This window comes from Aeromonas sp. s8, from assembly GCF_040907785.1.
Classification (GTDB): Bacteria; Pseudomonadota; Gammaproteobacteria; order Enterobacterales; family Aeromonadaceae; genus Aeromonas; species Aeromonas veronii.
In genome coordinates this window covers 189,065-202,988 of the sequence record NZ_JBFOCL010000047.1, presented here as the reverse complement: position 1 = coordinate 202,988, position 13,924 = coordinate 189,065, and the positions used below count along the sequence as shown (strand labels likewise).

Genomic DNA, 13,924 nt, shown 5'->3' with positions numbered 1-13,924 from the left:
GAACCCTATGAGCCAGAACGTATTTCAGTTTATCGATGTCCAGCGGGTCGACCCGCCCAAGAAGCCACTCAAGATCCGCAAAATCCAGTTTGTGGAGATCTACGAGTCCTTCAATCAGCCGCAGGTACAGATGCAGGCGGATCGCTGCCTCGAGTGCGGCAACCCCTATTGCGAGTGGAAGTGTCCGGTCCACAACTACATCCCCAACTGGCTGAAGCTGGCCAAAGAGGGGCGCATTCTGGAGGCGGTGGAGCTCTCCCACCAGACTAACAGCCTGCCGGAAGTGTGCGGTCGGGTCTGCCCGCAGGATCGCCTCTGTGAAGGCTCCTGCACCCTCAACGATCGCTTCGGCGCGGTGACCATCGGCAACATCGAAAAGTACATCACCGACAAAGCGTTCGAGATGGGCTGGAAGCCCGATCTCTCGAACGTGGTCAAGACCGGCAAGCGGGTCGCCGTCATCGGCGCCGGCCCAGCGGGTCTCGCCTGCGCCGATGTGCTGGCACGCAATGGCGTCACCCCGGTGGTGTTTGACAAGTATCCGGAGATCGGTGGCCTGCTCACCTTCGGCATCCCCTCCTTCAAGCTGGAAAAAGAGGTAATGCAGCGTCGCCGCGAGATCTTCCAGGGGATGGGCGTGGAGTTTCGTCTCGAAACCGAGGTGGGCAAGGACATCACCTTCGCCGATCTGCTTGGCGAGTTCGATGCGGTCTTCCTTGGGGTCGGCACTTACAAGTACATGAAGGGCGGCTTTGCCAACGAAGAGGCGCCGGGCGTCTATGATGCCCTGCCCTACCTCATCGCCAACGCCAACCGCTTGCTGGGGTTCGAGAAGGCGCAAGCCGACTATATCGACTTCGCCGGCAAGCAGGTGGTGGTGCTGGGCGGTGGCGATACCGCCATGGACTGTGTACGTACCGCCATCCGTCAGGGGGCCGCCAAGGTGATCTGTGCCTATCGCCGCGACGAGGAGAACATGCCGGGTTCCAAGCGGGAGGTGAAAAACGCCCGCGAGGAGGGGGTTGAATTCATGTTCAACCTGCAACCGGTAGCTGTCGAGCTGGATGCCCATGGTCGCACCGTCGGCATCAAGGTGGTGAGCACCGAGCTGGGTGAACCCGACGCCAATGGCCGCCGCAATCCGGTGATCATCGAGGGCTCCGAGCAGGTGCTGGCTGCCGATGCGGTGGTGATGGCGTTTGGCTTCCAGCCCAACCCCCAGCCCTGGATGGCGGAGTTCGGCATCGAGCTCGACAACCGGGATCGCATCAAGGCCCGCGAGCAGGCGGAGTATGCCTTCCAGACCAGCAACCCCAAGGTGTTCGCCGGTGGCGACGCGGTACGTGGCTCCGATCTGGTAGTGACTGCCATCTACGAAGGGCGCAAAGCGGCCGAAGGGATCATGGACTATCTGGCGGTCTGATCCGACCGACCAAGGCCATGATGCGCTTTCACAATCAGCCCCGCCAATGCGGGGCTGATTTTTTGTAGCTACCCCTACAAACGCACCACCAGCCACTCCCCCTTGCCGACCGGCACCAGCGAGGTGGCAAAAGCCGGATCCTGCCCGACCTCGTTCATCCACTCCACCATCTCGCTGCGATGGGAGATGGCGTTATCAACCACCAGCAGGCCACGGGGTGCCAGCAGGCGGCGGATCTGCGGCCACCATGCCCGGTAGTGCTGACGATCCGAATCGAGGAAGATGAGCTGATAGCCGGCTTGCGGCAAGGTCGGTAACAGCTCACTCGCATCCCCTGCCAGCAAGGTTACCCAGGGGGCCAGCCCTGCCCTCTGAAAGTTGTCATGGGCCAGCACGCGCTTATCCTCATCCAGCTCAATGGTGGTCACGTGCCCCTCCAACCGACGCACCGCTTCTGCCAGCCAGAGTGTGGAGTAACCATTTGACGTGCCGATCTCCAGCACCGCATGCGCCCCACGGGTCTGCACCAGCACTGACAGCAACTCCCCCGTGTCGCGGGTGATATTGAGCAGCTTGCGCTGGCGTGCATGCTGTCATTGCGCTCGCCAAGCTGCTCCAGCTGGCGTTTTAACTGTTCCAGTTCCATCGATATCCCTTTCGTCCTTATCCAAATCCGTTCACCCACTGCTCTTGGCTTGGTCTTTGGGAGTCAAATGATTGCTTTCAACCACCATTCACACCACAAAGGATGAGAAAAGGACAACCATTTGAGGCAGAATTTGTGACGTCTATCTGTTACACTTCGCGCCCGCCATTTTCCGGCTCACTCTCTGACTTGATGTCAGGCGCAGCCGTCGGTGGTTACAACCTCCGTCTCGCTCATGCCGAGCTAACCAAGCCAAACACAGCCCAGCTGGAACACAGGAACCCATTATGAGATTTGAATCGTTCGATTTTGCCCCCGAGATTTTGCGTGCTGTCTCAGATTGCGGTTATCAGGAGATGACCCCTGTGCAGCAACAGGCGATCCCGGCCATTCGCCGTGGCCGCGATGTGCTGGCCAGCGCCCAGACCGGTACCGGCAAGACCGCCGCCTTCGCCCTGCCCATCTTGCAGCGTCTGGTAGACAATCCAGCTCCGGTCCAGCCTTCCAACGCCCGTGTGCTGATCCTGACCCCGACCCGCGAGCTGGCGGCTCAGGTGGCGAGCAACATCAATGACTTCGCCAAGTATCTCGATATCACCACCATCACCATCGTCGGCGGTGGCAAGCAGGACGTGCAGGCCAAGAAGCTCAAAGCGGGCGCTCACATCATTGTGGCCACCCCGGGCCGTCTGCTGGAGCACCTCACCGCCTGCAACCTCAGCCTCTCCGGCGTCGAGTGTCTGGTGATGGATGAAGCGGATCGCATCCTCGACATGGGCTTCAGTGCCGATGTGCAGAAGATCCTGCAAGCGGTCAACAAGACCCGTCAAAACCTGCTCTTCTCCGCCACCTTCTCCGACGCGGTGAAGAAGCTGGCCAACCTGATGCTGGACAGACCGCAGATCGTCAGCGTCAACAAGCAGAACTCCACCGCCGACACCGTCAGCCACACCGTCTATCCGGTCGAGCAGAAGCGCAAGCGCGAGCTGCTCTCAGAGCTGATTGGCAAGCAGAACTGGCAGCAGGTGCTGGTGTTCGCCAGTACCCGCGAGAGCTGTGATGTGCTGGTCGAGGAGCTGAACCTCGACGGCATCAAGTCCGCCGTTGTCCATGGCGAGAAGGCCCAGGGCAACCGTCGCCGCGCCCTGCGCGAATTCATGGAAGGCAAGGTACGGGTACTGGTCGCCACCGAAGTGGCCGCCCGTGGTCTGGACATTCCGGATCTGGAATACGTGGTCAACTATGATCTGCCGTTCCTGGCGGAAGATTACGTGCACCGCATCGGCCGTACCGGTCGTGCCGGCAAGCGCGGCATGGCCATCTCCTTCGTCAGCCGTGAAGAGGAGCGCACCCTGCTGGAGATCGAGGCCCTGATCGGCCAGAAGATCCGTCGCATCATGGTGCTGGGCTATGAGGTGAGCAGCCGTGACGAGCTGATCAAGCAGTTGCAGGAGCGTCGCCGCTTCGGCAAGCGCCCGCAGCGTGAAGATAACGCCGTAGCCCAGGTGATGGCCGAAGCCAAGCTGCAGGGTCAGCGCCTCAAGCGTCTGGCCGCCGCCAAGAAGCCCCGCCAGCCGAAATAAGGCGGGCAGTTGCTCTATTGAACCGCAAAGGCGCCACTGGCGCCTTTGCCATCTCTGTCATCGGTGTTGACCTGTGGTGGTCAACTCAAGGATTGCTTATGACCTCTCCGACCTACAATCAGGCCCTGTTCGAGATGGCCACCCAGAGCCTGGCCGAACTGGCCCGCACCGCCGAACAAAAGGCGGGCAAGCGCACTCCGGCGCAAGAGAGCCACTTTCTCTGCACCTGGATGGCCGACTCCCTCAAGGAGAAACGCTTCTCCCGTCAGGTGATGGAAGATTTGAAAGCTTGGGTGCAGCTTGGCCGCACCCTGGGAGCGGGTGCCGATCTCAAGGGGCTGCTGGAGCGCATCGCCTTCCAGTACCAGTGCGCCATGACCAACCCGCAACAACTGGGTGCCAAGCTGGCAGCCCTGCTGGAGGAACTGGCAGCGGCAGGCTGGCTGGTGCTGACCGAAAGCGAGGTGAATGCCAAGCTGCGCCTGCAATCTGGCGGTCAGCCGAGTCTGGTGGTAAGCCACAGCGAATATGAAGGCCATATCAAGGACGGTGAGCTTGTCAAACCCCTAACCCTCTATGTACGCGGTGACGAGAAGGTGCTGGCCGAGGTGGCCTTCAAGCACGGCCTGCTGCTGAGCCAGGGCAACAAGAAAACCACCCTGGTCAAACACCACAAGGCCTACCGGCTGATGCCGGACAACGCCCAACCGGCGCTGGCACTGCTGAGCGAGGCTCGCCAGAGCGCCTGATCCCGCCTGTCTTCAGCAATAAAAACGGCAGACCCTTGTGCAGGGTCTGCCGTTTTTTATTGTTCGATGTTTGGTGATGAGGTTGGGTAGTCGTTTAGCGGATCTTGATGCCAATCTGACCCGCGTCACACCACTCGAACATCACCTCCTCGCTCTTGCCGCAGCAACTGCCACCACAGACCCGGCTTTCACGCTTGATGACCCGCCCCTTGCGCATCCAGACGCCGAGCATGGCCTCCACCGCATCTTCCGAGGTGTGGAAGTGGCGAGCCAGATCACGCCGGCTCACCTTCTGCTGCGCGGCGAGGTAATCCCCCAGCTCGCGCAGGATCATAAGGTCACCACCTTGCGGGCAACGATGTCACCGTGACGGCGACCGGCCCACCAGAGCAGTACCAGAGAGAGGCCATAGCTGACGATCCAGAACAGGCTCTGCTCCGGATGAGCGGCGAAGGTGGCCACCTGATAGAAGAGGGTCGCGCACATAAAGGCCATATAGTTGCACCAGGCCGCGGTAAAGAGGGCCCACTGGCGACCGGTTTCCCGCACCAGGGCACCCATGGCGGCGGCGCAAGGCATGTAGAGCAGCACGAACAAGAGGTAGGCAAAGGCACCAGCCGCCCCGTCGAAGTGGGTCTGCATATTGCCGTAGGTGGAGACATCCACCTCCTGCGCCTCGGCGGCAGCTTTCTGGTCGTCGAGGTTGCCAACATCAAGCCCCATGGGGTCGCTCGGGTTGATCTCCGCCAGATTGGCCGCCACGGCATCGATCGCTTCGTGGAAACTGGCCACCAGCGAGAACTCGCTCTCCTCCTCTGCATCGCCACCACCGGCGTAGAGGCTGTTGAGGGTACCGACCACCGCCTCTTTGGCGAAGATACCGGTGACGATACCGACCGTGGCCTGCCAGTTGTCATCGCGTACACCGATGGGGTGCAGCACCGGGGTCACCGCTTGGCTTATCTTGCTAAGGACCGAGCTCTCCTGCTCCTGATGGCCAAAGCTGCCATCGGTACCCAGGGAGTTAAGCACGCTCAGCACGGCAACCACCAGCACGATGGTTTTACCGGCACCAAAGACGAAGGATTTGAGCTTCTGCCAGGTCTTGATGGCAACGTTGACCGGACGCGGCCACTCGTAGTCCGGCATCTCCATCAGCATGGAGTCGCTCTTGCCCGGCAGCAGGGTGCTGCGCAGCAACAGGCCGGTGAGCACCGCCACCAGAATGCCGATGAGGTAGAGACCGAACACCAGGTTCTGACCTGACTCGGGGAAGAATGCCACCGCAAACAGGGCGTAAACCGGCAGACGGGCACCGCACGACATGAAGGGGGCCATGGCGGAGGTCATCAGCCGCTCCCGCTCGGAGTTAAGGGTACGGGTCGCCATCACTGAGGGGACGGTACAGCCAAATCCCATCAGCATCGGCACGAACGCCTTGCCTGGCAGGCCGAGGCGGCGCATCAGGGCATCCACCACGAAGGCGGCGCGGGCCAGATAGCCTGAACTCTCCAGCACCGCGAGGAAGAGATAGAGGCAGCCAATCACCGGAATAAAGGTGGCCACGGTCTGCAAACCAACGCCAAAGCCGTCTGCCAGAATGGCGCCCAGCCACTCGGGGGCATTGACCAGCCCCAGCAGGTGGTGCACCCCATCGACAAACAGGGCGCCGCCCATGATGTCAAAGAAGTCGATAAAGGCGCTGCCAACGTTGATGGCAAACAGGAACATCAGGTACATGACAAACAGGAAGAAGGGGATGCCAATCAAGCGATTGAGCAGCACCCGATCCAGCCACTCGCTCTGGGCCTCGGTGAGCTTGCCCTTCTGCTGACGAGCCTGTTGTACCCACTGGTGGATATGGCCGTAGCGAATATCCGCCAGTTGCAGGTCGATATCCTGTCCCTGATGGGCACGAGCCACTACATTGGCGGCCGCCGCCTGCTGACCGGGCAGCAGGGTCTCCTGCATCACCGCATCCTCTTCCAGCAGGCGCAGGGCGCGGCCACGGGTAGTGAGGTGATGCGGGGCGAGCAGGGTCTCCAGCTCCGCCAGATCGGTTTCAAGCGCGTGGCCGTAATCGAGCTGCAAGGCGGCTTGCGGCTGACCGATAAACTGGCGGATCTGCTGCTTGAAGGCGGCAACCTGCTTGCTGTTGTGGGCAGAGAGGGCCACCACCGGGCAACCGAGAGATTTGCCGAGCTTGCTCTCGTCGATGACGATGCGACGCTTTTGCAGGATATCCAGCTTGTTGAGCACCACCACCATGGGCAGGCCCAGTTCGCGCAGTTGCAGCGTGAGGTAGAGGGAGCGCTCCAGATTGGCGGCGTCGATGACGTTGAGCAGCAGGTCGGGTTGTTGGCCCTGGGCAAAGCGGCTGGCGATCTGCTCGTCCAGACTGCCATCCTGACTGGCCAGGCTATAGATACCGGGCAGATCCATCAGCTTGAAGTGATGTTCACCCGCGCTGAACTCACCCATCTTCTTGTCGACGGTGACACCACTCCAGTTGCCTACCTGCTGGCGGGCGCCGGTCAGGGCGTTGAACAGGGAGGTCTTGCCGCTATTGGGGTTACCTACCGTTACCAGGGAATAATTCATACCAGCTCTACCTCTTTTTTCTTCTGAACCCGCCGCGTGCGTGTGGCAAGCCGCTTTGCAGGTTCGACTTCTTGTCTCTGAACCGCTCCCGGTGACTTTCTTGACCGGAGCGGCAGCCGAGCAGCGGGTTATACCGGCTCGACTTCTATTTGCTGGGCCAGACTCTTTTGCATGGAGAGACAGATCCCCTGGCACTGGATCTGGAGCGGGTCCCCCAGGGGGGCGGAGCGCAGATAGATGACTTCAGTCTGGGGCAACAGGCCCATCACCATCAGTTTGCGGCGCAGCGGCCGGGCGAGCTGATTCATATTCTTGATGCGAGCACTCTGTCCCGGTGACAACTGCGTGAGTACCATGACTGACTCCTGAAGTTAAACAATAATAATTCGCTTTTACTTGGGGCATTATAAGCTGTGTCTTCAACTTTTATTTGAGTAAAATCAAACTCCGCTTAGCTAACCCATAAAGTATTGCCATGAGTCACGACAACAACAGCCGCCTCGTTTACAGCACAGATGGCGGCATGATCAAGGAGCAGAGCGCTCCCCAATCCGCCTCCCCCTTCCCCACCGACGGCACCGTGCGCATTCGCCGCGAGACCAAGGGGCGCAAGGGTGCCGGGGTGATCACCATTCATGGCGTACCCGCCGATCAGCAAAAATCCCTGGCCACCCTGCTCAAGAAAAAGTGCGGCACCGGTGGTGGTATCAAGGAGGGAGTGATCGAGATCCAGGGGGATAAACGGGACCTGATCAAAACCGAGCTGGAGAAAGCCGGTTTCAGCGTCAAGCTGGTGGGTGGCTGATCCCCTTGTCACTCATGCGGTTTTTCCCTAGAATGCCCGCTCCCATCGAGGGGGAGTAGTCTCGCACGCCGGTGCCATCCATTGCATGAATATCGGTTTGCGACCCTGATCAACATACTTGGTGCCAAATCACCATGGTCAGGGTGATCCATGCCAGCCATGGATTTGACAAGACCTTTGACGGGCCAGTGCCAATACCGGGGACGGATGGCGCAGGCTTGTCTTTGGTTTATAACAATTCCGTCCCCCGGTCATTTTTATGGAAGCCTTGTTAACCTCAACCCTCAGCGTCGCCATTGCCGAAATCGGCGATAAAACCCAGCTGTTGGCGTTGCTGCTCATCTGCCGTTTTCGCAAGCCCTGGCCCATCATCGCCGGCATGCTGGCGGCTACCTTGCTCAACCATGCGGGCGCTGCCTGGATTGGTGAGTTCATCAGCCGCTGGCTCGATCCCAAGATAATGACCTGGCTGGTCGCCATCGCCTTTATCGCCATGGCTATCTGGATTTTGGTGCCGGACAAGATGGATGACGAGGAGAGCTCGCTGGATAAATACGGCCCCTTTATGGCCACCTTCGTGCTCTTCTTCATCGCCGAGATTGGTGACAAGACCCAGATCGCCACCGTATTGCTGGCCGCCAAGTATGACTCGCTGGTGCAGGTCATTACCGGGACCACCCTCGGCATGATGCTGGCCAACGTGCCTGTGGTGCTGATCGGCAAGCTGGGGGCGGACAAGCTGCCGCTCAAGGGGATCCGCATCGCCTGCGCCATCCTCTTCGTCGGCCTCGGGGTGAGCACCCTGATCTTTGCCTGATCGCCTTTTCCGCTGACCAAGCCCTCCCCTGTGGAGGGCTTTTTTGTTTGCTGCTGTGTCTATTGCGTAATCCGCTGTCGCAACCACCTGCCTTACAGCCAAGGGGCAGTGCACGGTTGCGGGTGCCTCATGCCATAATGGGGCAAACCTCGTGGAGTCCCCCCATGCACAACGTATCAAGAGAGACGCTTCTCGAATGGGTCAAACAGGGACGGCTGGCGCCAGAGAAGCTGGCGGACGCCCTGACCCTCACCGATCTTCCCCCCCATCCGGCGCGCTGGCAGTGGCTGTTTGACCGGCTGCTGCTCTGGCTCGGTGCCCTCTGCATCGGGGCTGGCCTCATCTTCTTCGTCGCCTTCAACTGGCAAGAGCTGGGCCGGGTCTCCCGCCTCGCCCTGCTGGAGGCGCCGCTGCTCGCCATGCTGCTTCTGCTGTGGCGAAAGCCCCTTGGGGATACCCCCCGTCAGGCGCTGCTGCTCGCCATCGCCCTCAATATCGGCGCCCTGCTGGCGCTGGTGGGTCAGACCTACCAGACCGGCGCTGATCCCTGGCAGCTGTTCGCCACCTGGGCGCTGATGCTGGTGCCGCTGGCGGCATTTGGCCAAAGTCCCCTGCTCTGGACCTTAAGCTGGCTGCTCGGCCAGTTGGCGCTGGTGCTCTACTGGCGGCTCGGTTTGTTCACGTTCTTCTTTACCTTCGATGAAGAGGGATTGGGCTGGTGCCTTACCCTGCTCAACGCCGCCCTCTGGGGTCTGCTTCTGCTGGCGCCAGCCCGCTGGCGCCTGATGCCGAGCTGGCTGGCGGGCCTTGCTGCCGGTCTGGGAGCTACCCTGCTCACCCTGCTGGCGCTGTTTGATGCCGCCTCTGCGCTGGTGTGGCCACTCTGGCTTGGCTGGCTCGCTGCGGCCTATGCCTTGTGGCACCACAAATTTATCGCCGGACTCGCCATGGGGTGCCTCAGTCTGATTGCCGTCATCCTCGCGGCGCTGGGCAAGTGGATGGAGCCCGACATCAACGGCTTCTTGCTGCTGAGCCTGATTGCCATCGGCCTTTCTGTCACCGCCGCCCGCTGGCTGCAACAACAACGGAGGTCTCATGAGTGATCTGACCCTTTGGCAAGCACTGCAACAGGCCAATCTGGTGGAAGGGGATCAGCCCCGTGATACCCAGCCCCACTGGTCGAGCCGCTTTCTGCTCGGGCTGGTGGGCTGGATTGCCGCCCTGTTCCTGCTCTTTTTCCTGTTTCTCACCTTCGAGCAGCTGACCCGCGAGGCCAACAGCGCCCTGCTGCTGGGGGCCGTGCTGCTGGCGGGGGCCTACGCCCTCAATCGCAGCCAAAGCGGCGATCTCTGGGATCAGTTCGTGCTGGCCCTCACCCTGGCGGCTGATGCCTGGCTGCTCTATGGCCTGCTCGATCAGCTTGATCTTCATCACGCCCTGCTCTGGTTTGGGTTGTGCCTGCTCTCCCTTGCCATCGCCGTGCTGTTCGATCACTGGCTGGTGCGGCTGTTTCACAGCGTGGCGGCGGCCTTGCTGCTGACCCTTGGCCTCGCCTGCCTCGGGCTGCAACTGCTGGCCCTGCCGCTGGTGATGGCGGCCATCACCTTCTGCTGGCTGCGGGCAGATAGGGACCCAGAGCGCCACCAGCTCTATCACTCCATCACGTTGGGGCTCGCCCTCTCCCTGCTGGTGCTGGGCCGCCTGCACCACCCGCTGTGGGATGGCGGCAGCAGCATGCTGGACGAACTGGGGCTGTCTCGCCTGCCGCTCTGGCTCAATCCGCTGATCTGCGCCGCCCTGCTGCTGGCGGTGATGGTGAAGCTGAGGCTCCCCCTGCTGTTTGGCCTGCCGCTGGTGCTGATCAGTGCCATCATCCCCGGCATGGGGGCAGGCGCACTGGTGCTGATCCTCGGGTTTTATGCCGGCAGTCTGGGGCTGATGACCCTCTCGGCCCTGCTGCTGCTCGGCTATGGTTCGCTCTATTACTACGACCTGGGGCTCACCCTGATGACCAAATCCTGGCTGCTGCTTGGCTCCGGCATCCTGCTGCTGAGTGCCCGCCAGCTGCTCACCACCTTCGCGGCAAGGAGCGACTCATGAAACCCGTCACCCGACAACTCGCCCTGTTGCTGAGCGGCCTCGCCATTCTGGCGGGCATCAATGCCACCGTCTGGCGCTATGAGCATGCCATGAGCAGCGGCGAAGTGGTGCTGCTGCGACTCGCTCCGGTCGATCCCCGCTCCCTGATGCAGGGGGATTACATGCGGCTCAACTATGAAATTGCCCGCGAGCTGACCAGCCGCGACGCCCGTACTACTCAAAATAAGGGCAGCGACACCCTGGTGATCCGCCTCGATGCCCATCAGGTGGCCAGTCTGGTGGCCGATGGCAAACCGGATCGGCTCGCCAGCGATGAGCGGCTATTGCAGGTGCACCAGAGCGAGCGACAGTGGCAGATTGGCCCCGATGCCTACTTCTTTGAAGAGGGGTCGGGGGAGCAGTACGAAGCGGCCCGCTACGGCGAGTTCCGGCTGCAAGCGGATGGCAAGACCCTGCTGGTGGGGCTGCGGGATGAGGCCTACCAGCCCATCGGGCAGATCCGCGCCCGCTGGTAACGGCAGTGAGTGGCTATTTACTCTGTTCATGGTCACACTCAAGGGAAGGTTGATCGCTAAGGATGTTCCCAATGAGGATATGGCTGATCTGTCATCTGTTGCTGCTCTGCTGGGCCTCGACGGCCCGGGCTGATCTGGGCAAGCTCGAGTACCTCACCGAAGAGTACCCCCCCTACAACTTCAGCGATCCGCAAGGCCAGCCCACCGGCCTTGCGGTCGATCTGCTGCAGATGATCTGGCAACACAGCGGCGTGACGCCCCAGCCGGTGCGCATCCTGCCCTGGGCGCGAGGTTATTACTTGCTAACCCAGAAGCCCAACGTGGTGCTCTTCTCCACCGCCCGCACCCAGGCGCGGGAGGATCTCTTCAAGTGGGTCTGCCCCATCGGCTACTCGGAGTACATACTGCTGGGCCGCAAAGCGCAGAACATCACCCTGACCGCCTTCGATCAGATGAGCCAGTACAAGATCAGCGCCGTGCGCTCGGATGCCGCCGAGCAGCTGCTGCTCAACAACGGCATGGATGACAACAACATCATCCCGGCCAACCGCCTGTCGCAGGGGTTGAAGATGCTGCTCTCCGGCCGCGCCGACCTGCTCGCCACCAGCAAGCTGGCGGGATATGATGCCATCCGCGAATTGAAGCTCAATAGCGACGACTTCAACGTGGCCATGGTGCTGAGCGCCGAGCAGCTCTGCTACGCCTTCAGCCGTCAGGTGCCCGACAGCGAGATCACCCTCTTTCAGCAGGGCCTGACCCGCGCCCTTGCCTCGGAGGAGTTTCGAAAATTGCAGGCCAAATACCTGCCGGTGCGCTGAGCACTCACTCACCCGCTGGGCAGCAGTTCGCTGCCCAGTTTATTGATGAAAGATGCAATAGAGGTGGCTAGCTATTCCCGCCACAAGCAGTCAAACTGGGCTACATAGTTGATTGCGAAGGATCTTTCCCGTGCGGACATGGCACCTACCTCATCTGCTACTGCTCTTGTGGGCCACCTTCGCGCAGGCCGATCCGGGCAAGCTCGAGTATCTGAGCGAAATCTCTCCCCCGTTTAATTTCAGCGACCAGCAAGGGATGCCAACCGGATTGTCGGTAGAGCTGATGCAGCTTATCTGGAAAGCGCGCGGCGTGTCGCCCCAGCCCATCCGCATTATGCCCTGGGCTCGGGGCTACAACCTGCTGCAACAAAAACCCAATGTGGTGCTGTTTGCCACCGCCCGCACCCCGCAGCGGGAGGCGCTTTTCAAGTGGGCCTGCCCCATCGATCACTCGGAATTTGTGCTGCTGGGGCGCAAGGCGGACAACATCACCCTCGGCTCGGAGGCCGAGATCAGCCGCTACAAGGTCGGCGTGGTGCGCTCCACCGTCTCCAAACAGCTGCTGCTCGAACGCGGTATCGATGAGCGCCAGCTGATGCTGGCCAACCGCCTCACCCAGGCGGCCAAAATGCTCACCTCAGGTCGCGCCGATCTGTTTGCGACCAACAAGCTCGCGGGTTATCAAACTCTGCAGCAGCTCGGCTTCAAGCCGGATGACTTTCATGTCGCCTTCGTGCTGGATGCCAGACCGCTCTGCTACGCCTTCAGCCGTCAGGTGCCCGACAGCGAGGTCGCCCTCTTTCAGCAGGCGCTGACCCATGTCGTCGCCTCGGCGGATTTCTCGGCCCTGCAAGCCAAATACCTGCCGCTGCGCTAACGCCCCGAACGCCGCCGACATAGAGCGTGGGATGGCGGCCGCCCCTCGCGCTTTTTTGCCAAACATGCTCCGTCGCCTTGGCGAAATCGGCCAGCTTGGTCACACTTGAGCAGATATTCCCTTGATCAGGATGGCAAAAATGAAACCATGGATTGGATTGGCCGGGGCGCTGCTGGCCACCCTCGCACAGGCGAGTCCTGAGCTCGGCAAACTGCACTACATCACCGAAGAGTACAAACCCTACAACTACGCCGATGCCAGCGGCGCCCCCACCGGCCTCGCGGTCGAGCTGCTGCAACTGGTGTGGAAAAAGACCAACACGCCGGCGCAGCCCATCACCATCATGCCCTGGGCGCGCGGCTACTACCTGCTGACCCAAAAACCCAATGCAGTGCTCTTCTCCACCGCCCGCACCCAGGCGCGGGATCCCCTGTTCAAGTGGGCCTGTCCCGTCGGCTATATCGAAGTCGTGCTGGTAGGGTTGGCCCAGCGCAATATCACCATCACCAAGCTCGACGATGCCAAGGCGTTCAATATCGGGGCGGTGCGAGCCGATGTGGGGGAACAGCTGCTGCTCAACAACGGCTTTGACGAGACCAGGCTGATGACTGCCAATCGGCTATCACAGGCGCTGAAGATGCTCACCTCCGGCCGGGTTGATCTGCTGTCAACTCACAAGACCACCATGGAGATGCTGGTCGCAGAGCAAAAGATCGACCCAGCCAGCTTCAAGGAGCAGTGGGTGCTGAGCTCGGAGCAGCTCTGCTTCGCCTTCAGCCATCCGGTGAGCGACGAGCTGGTCAAGGAGTTCCAGACCGGCTTGACCCAGGTGCTGGCAAGCAGCGAATACCCGCTGCTGCACAGCAAATACTTCCCAACCCCCGCCGCCAAATAGCGACGTCGAACGCCAACAACAAGGGGCCCATCAAGGGCCCCTTCGCTTTTTTCCGTTTGCGCTCCCCTTCTTTACCGTTTGCGCTCCCCTCGCGG

The 13,924-nt window shown here is 61.0% G+C and carries 14 protein-coding genes and 1 pseudogene; 11 read left to right on the top strand and 4 right to left on the bottom strand.

What is annotated here, in order from left to right; all coding sequences use genetic code 11:
- Positions 1–7 precede the first annotated feature (7 nt).
- Positions 8–1,423 carry an FAD-dependent oxidoreductase gene (locus AB5Y86_RS16990; protein WP_201946056.1) on the top strand — a complete coding sequence of 472 codons (1,416 nt, stop codon included), beginning with the start codon at positions 8–10 and terminating at the stop codon, positions 1,421–1,423.
- A 74-nt stretch (positions 1,424–1,497) separates the two neighbouring features.
- Here AB5Y86_RS16990 and AB5Y86_RS16985 read toward each other — a convergent pair.
- Positions 1,498–2,069: pseudogene (locus tag AB5Y86_RS16985) on the bottom strand (O-methyltransferase).
- 287 nt (positions 2,070–2,356) lie between these two features.
- On the opposite strand from AB5Y86_RS16985, the gene AB5Y86_RS16980 reads away from it, so the two are divergent.
- The gene (locus AB5Y86_RS16980; RefSeq protein WP_368193513.1) at positions 2,357–3,652 is read left to right on the top strand and encodes a DEAD/DEAH box helicase; all 1,296 of its coding nucleotides are present in this window, start codon (positions 2,357–2,359) and stop codon (positions 3,650–3,652) included.
- Positions 3,653–3,750: 98 nt separating this feature from the next.
- On the top strand, positions 3,751–4,401 hold the full coding sequence (locus tag AB5Y86_RS16975) for a DUF2913 family protein (protein WP_368193512.1): 651 nt from the start codon (positions 3,751–3,753) through the stop codon (positions 4,399–4,401).
- Between the two features lie 94 nt (positions 4,402–4,495).
- Here the strand turns inward: AB5Y86_RS16975 and AB5Y86_RS16970 are convergent, their stop codons facing one another.
- The 3 genes from AB5Y86_RS16970 to AB5Y86_RS16960 all read right to left on the bottom strand — a co-directional run bounded on the left by AB5Y86_RS16970 (position 4,496) and on the right by AB5Y86_RS16960 (position 7,358).
- Positions 4,496–4,735: a FeoC-like transcriptional regulator gene (locus tag AB5Y86_RS16970; protein WP_005350974.1), complete on the bottom strand. Its 240-nt coding sequence runs from the start codon at positions 4,733–4,735 to the stop codon at positions 4,496–4,498.
- Complete coding sequence (gene feoB, locus AB5Y86_RS16965) at positions 4,732–7,002, bottom strand: Fe(2+) transporter permease subunit FeoB (protein WP_368193511.1); 2,271 nt, start codon at positions 7,000–7,002, stop codon at positions 4,732–4,734. Before feoB ends, AB5Y86_RS16970 begins: the two co-directional genes overlap by 4 nt.
- Positions 7,003–7,130: 128 nt before the next feature.
- Complete coding sequence (locus AB5Y86_RS16960) at positions 7,131–7,358, bottom strand: FeoA family protein (protein WP_005337384.1); 228 nt, start codon at positions 7,356–7,358, stop codon at positions 7,131–7,133.
- Positions 7,359–7,477: 119 nt separating this feature from the next.
- On the opposite strand from AB5Y86_RS16960, the gene AB5Y86_RS16955 reads away from it, so the two are divergent.
- From AB5Y86_RS16955 to AB5Y86_RS16920, 8 genes are all read left to right on the top strand, one after another.
- Complete coding sequence (locus tag AB5Y86_RS16955) at positions 7,478–7,807, top strand: translation initiation factor (protein WP_005337385.1); 330 nt, start codon at positions 7,478–7,480, stop codon at positions 7,805–7,807.
- A 259-nt stretch (positions 7,808–8,066) separates the two neighbouring features.
- A complete protein-coding gene (locus AB5Y86_RS16950) occupies positions 8,067–8,624 on the top strand; it encodes a TMEM165/GDT1 family protein (protein WP_005337386.1) in 558 nt (185 codons plus the stop codon).
- Between the two features lie 164 nt (positions 8,625–8,788).
- Positions 8,789–9,727: a DUF2157 domain-containing protein gene (locus AB5Y86_RS16945; RefSeq protein WP_368193509.1), complete on the top strand. Its 939-nt coding sequence runs from the start codon at positions 8,789–8,791 to the stop codon at positions 9,725–9,727.
- Positions 9,720–10,724 (top strand): DUF4401 domain-containing protein, encoded by a 1,005-nt coding sequence (locus AB5Y86_RS16940; protein ID WP_368193507.1) that lies wholly within the window; start codon positions 9,720–9,722, stop codon positions 10,722–10,724. Before AB5Y86_RS16945 ends, AB5Y86_RS16940 begins: the two co-directional genes overlap by 8 nt.
- On the top strand, positions 10,721–11,239 hold the full coding sequence (locus AB5Y86_RS16935; protein ID WP_368193505.1) for a GDYXXLXY domain-containing protein: 519 nt from the start codon (positions 10,721–10,723) through the stop codon (positions 11,237–11,239). Before AB5Y86_RS16940 ends, AB5Y86_RS16935 begins: the two co-directional genes overlap by 4 nt.
- A 71-nt stretch (positions 11,240–11,310) precedes the next feature.
- Positions 11,311–12,057 (top strand): ABC transporter substrate-binding protein, encoded by a 747-nt coding sequence (locus AB5Y86_RS16930; RefSeq protein WP_064336340.1) that lies wholly within the window; start codon positions 11,311–11,313, stop codon positions 12,055–12,057.
- A gap of 130 nt (positions 12,058–12,187) precedes the next feature.
- Positions 12,188–12,934, top strand: coding sequence for an ABC transporter substrate-binding protein (locus tag AB5Y86_RS16925; RefSeq protein ID WP_139442610.1), 747 nt, complete (start codon positions 12,188–12,190; stop codon positions 12,932–12,934).
- A gap of 139 nt (positions 12,935–13,073) precedes the next feature.
- Positions 13,074–13,829, top strand: coding sequence for an ABC transporter substrate-binding protein (locus AB5Y86_RS16920; RefSeq protein WP_157160527.1), 756 nt, complete (start codon positions 13,074–13,076; stop codon positions 13,827–13,829).
- Positions 13,830–13,924 lie beyond the last annotated feature (95 nt).

Bases quoted from the DNA above. Each gene is read 5' to 3' on its own strand.
- AB5Y86_RS16990 (WP_201946056.1), top strand. From the start codon at position 8: ATGAGCCAGAACGTATTTCAGTTTATCGATGTCCAGCGGGTCGACCCG.
- AB5Y86_RS16980 (WP_368193513.1), top strand. From the start codon at position 2,357: ATGAGATTTGAATCGTTCGATTTTGCCCCCGAGATTTTGCGTGCTGTC.
- AB5Y86_RS16975 (WP_368193512.1), top strand. From the start codon at position 3,751: ATGACCTCTCCGACCTACAATCAGGCCCTGTTCGAGATGGCCACCCAG.
- AB5Y86_RS16970 (WP_005350974.1), bottom strand. From the start codon at position 4,735: ATGATCCTGCGCGAGCTGGGGGATTACCTCGCCGCGCAGCAGAAGGTG.
- feoB (WP_368193511.1), bottom strand. From the start codon at position 7,002: ATGAATTATTCCCTGGTAACGGTAGGTAACCCCAATAGCGGCAAGACC.
- AB5Y86_RS16960 (WP_005337384.1), bottom strand. From the start codon at position 7,358: ATGGTACTCACGCAGTTGTCACCGGGACAGAGTGCTCGCATCAAGAAT.
- AB5Y86_RS16955 (WP_005337385.1), top strand. From the start codon at position 7,478: ATGAGTCACGACAACAACAGCCGCCTCGTTTACAGCACAGATGGCGGC.
- AB5Y86_RS16950 (WP_005337386.1), top strand. From the start codon at position 8,067: ATGGAAGCCTTGTTAACCTCAACCCTCAGCGTCGCCATTGCCGAAATC.
- AB5Y86_RS16945 (WP_368193509.1), top strand. From the start codon at position 8,789: ATGCACAACGTATCAAGAGAGACGCTTCTCGAATGGGTCAAACAGGGA.
- AB5Y86_RS16940 (WP_368193507.1), top strand. From the start codon at position 9,720: ATGAGTGATCTGACCCTTTGGCAAGCACTGCAACAGGCCAATCTGGTG.
- AB5Y86_RS16935 (WP_368193505.1), top strand. From the start codon at position 10,721: ATGAAACCCGTCACCCGACAACTCGCCCTGTTGCTGAGCGGCCTCGCC.
- AB5Y86_RS16930 (WP_064336340.1), top strand. From the start codon at position 11,311: ATGAGGATATGGCTGATCTGTCATCTGTTGCTGCTCTGCTGGGCCTCG.
- AB5Y86_RS16920 (WP_157160527.1), top strand. From the start codon at position 13,074: ATGAAACCATGGATTGGATTGGCCGGGGCGCTGCTGGCCACCCTCGCA.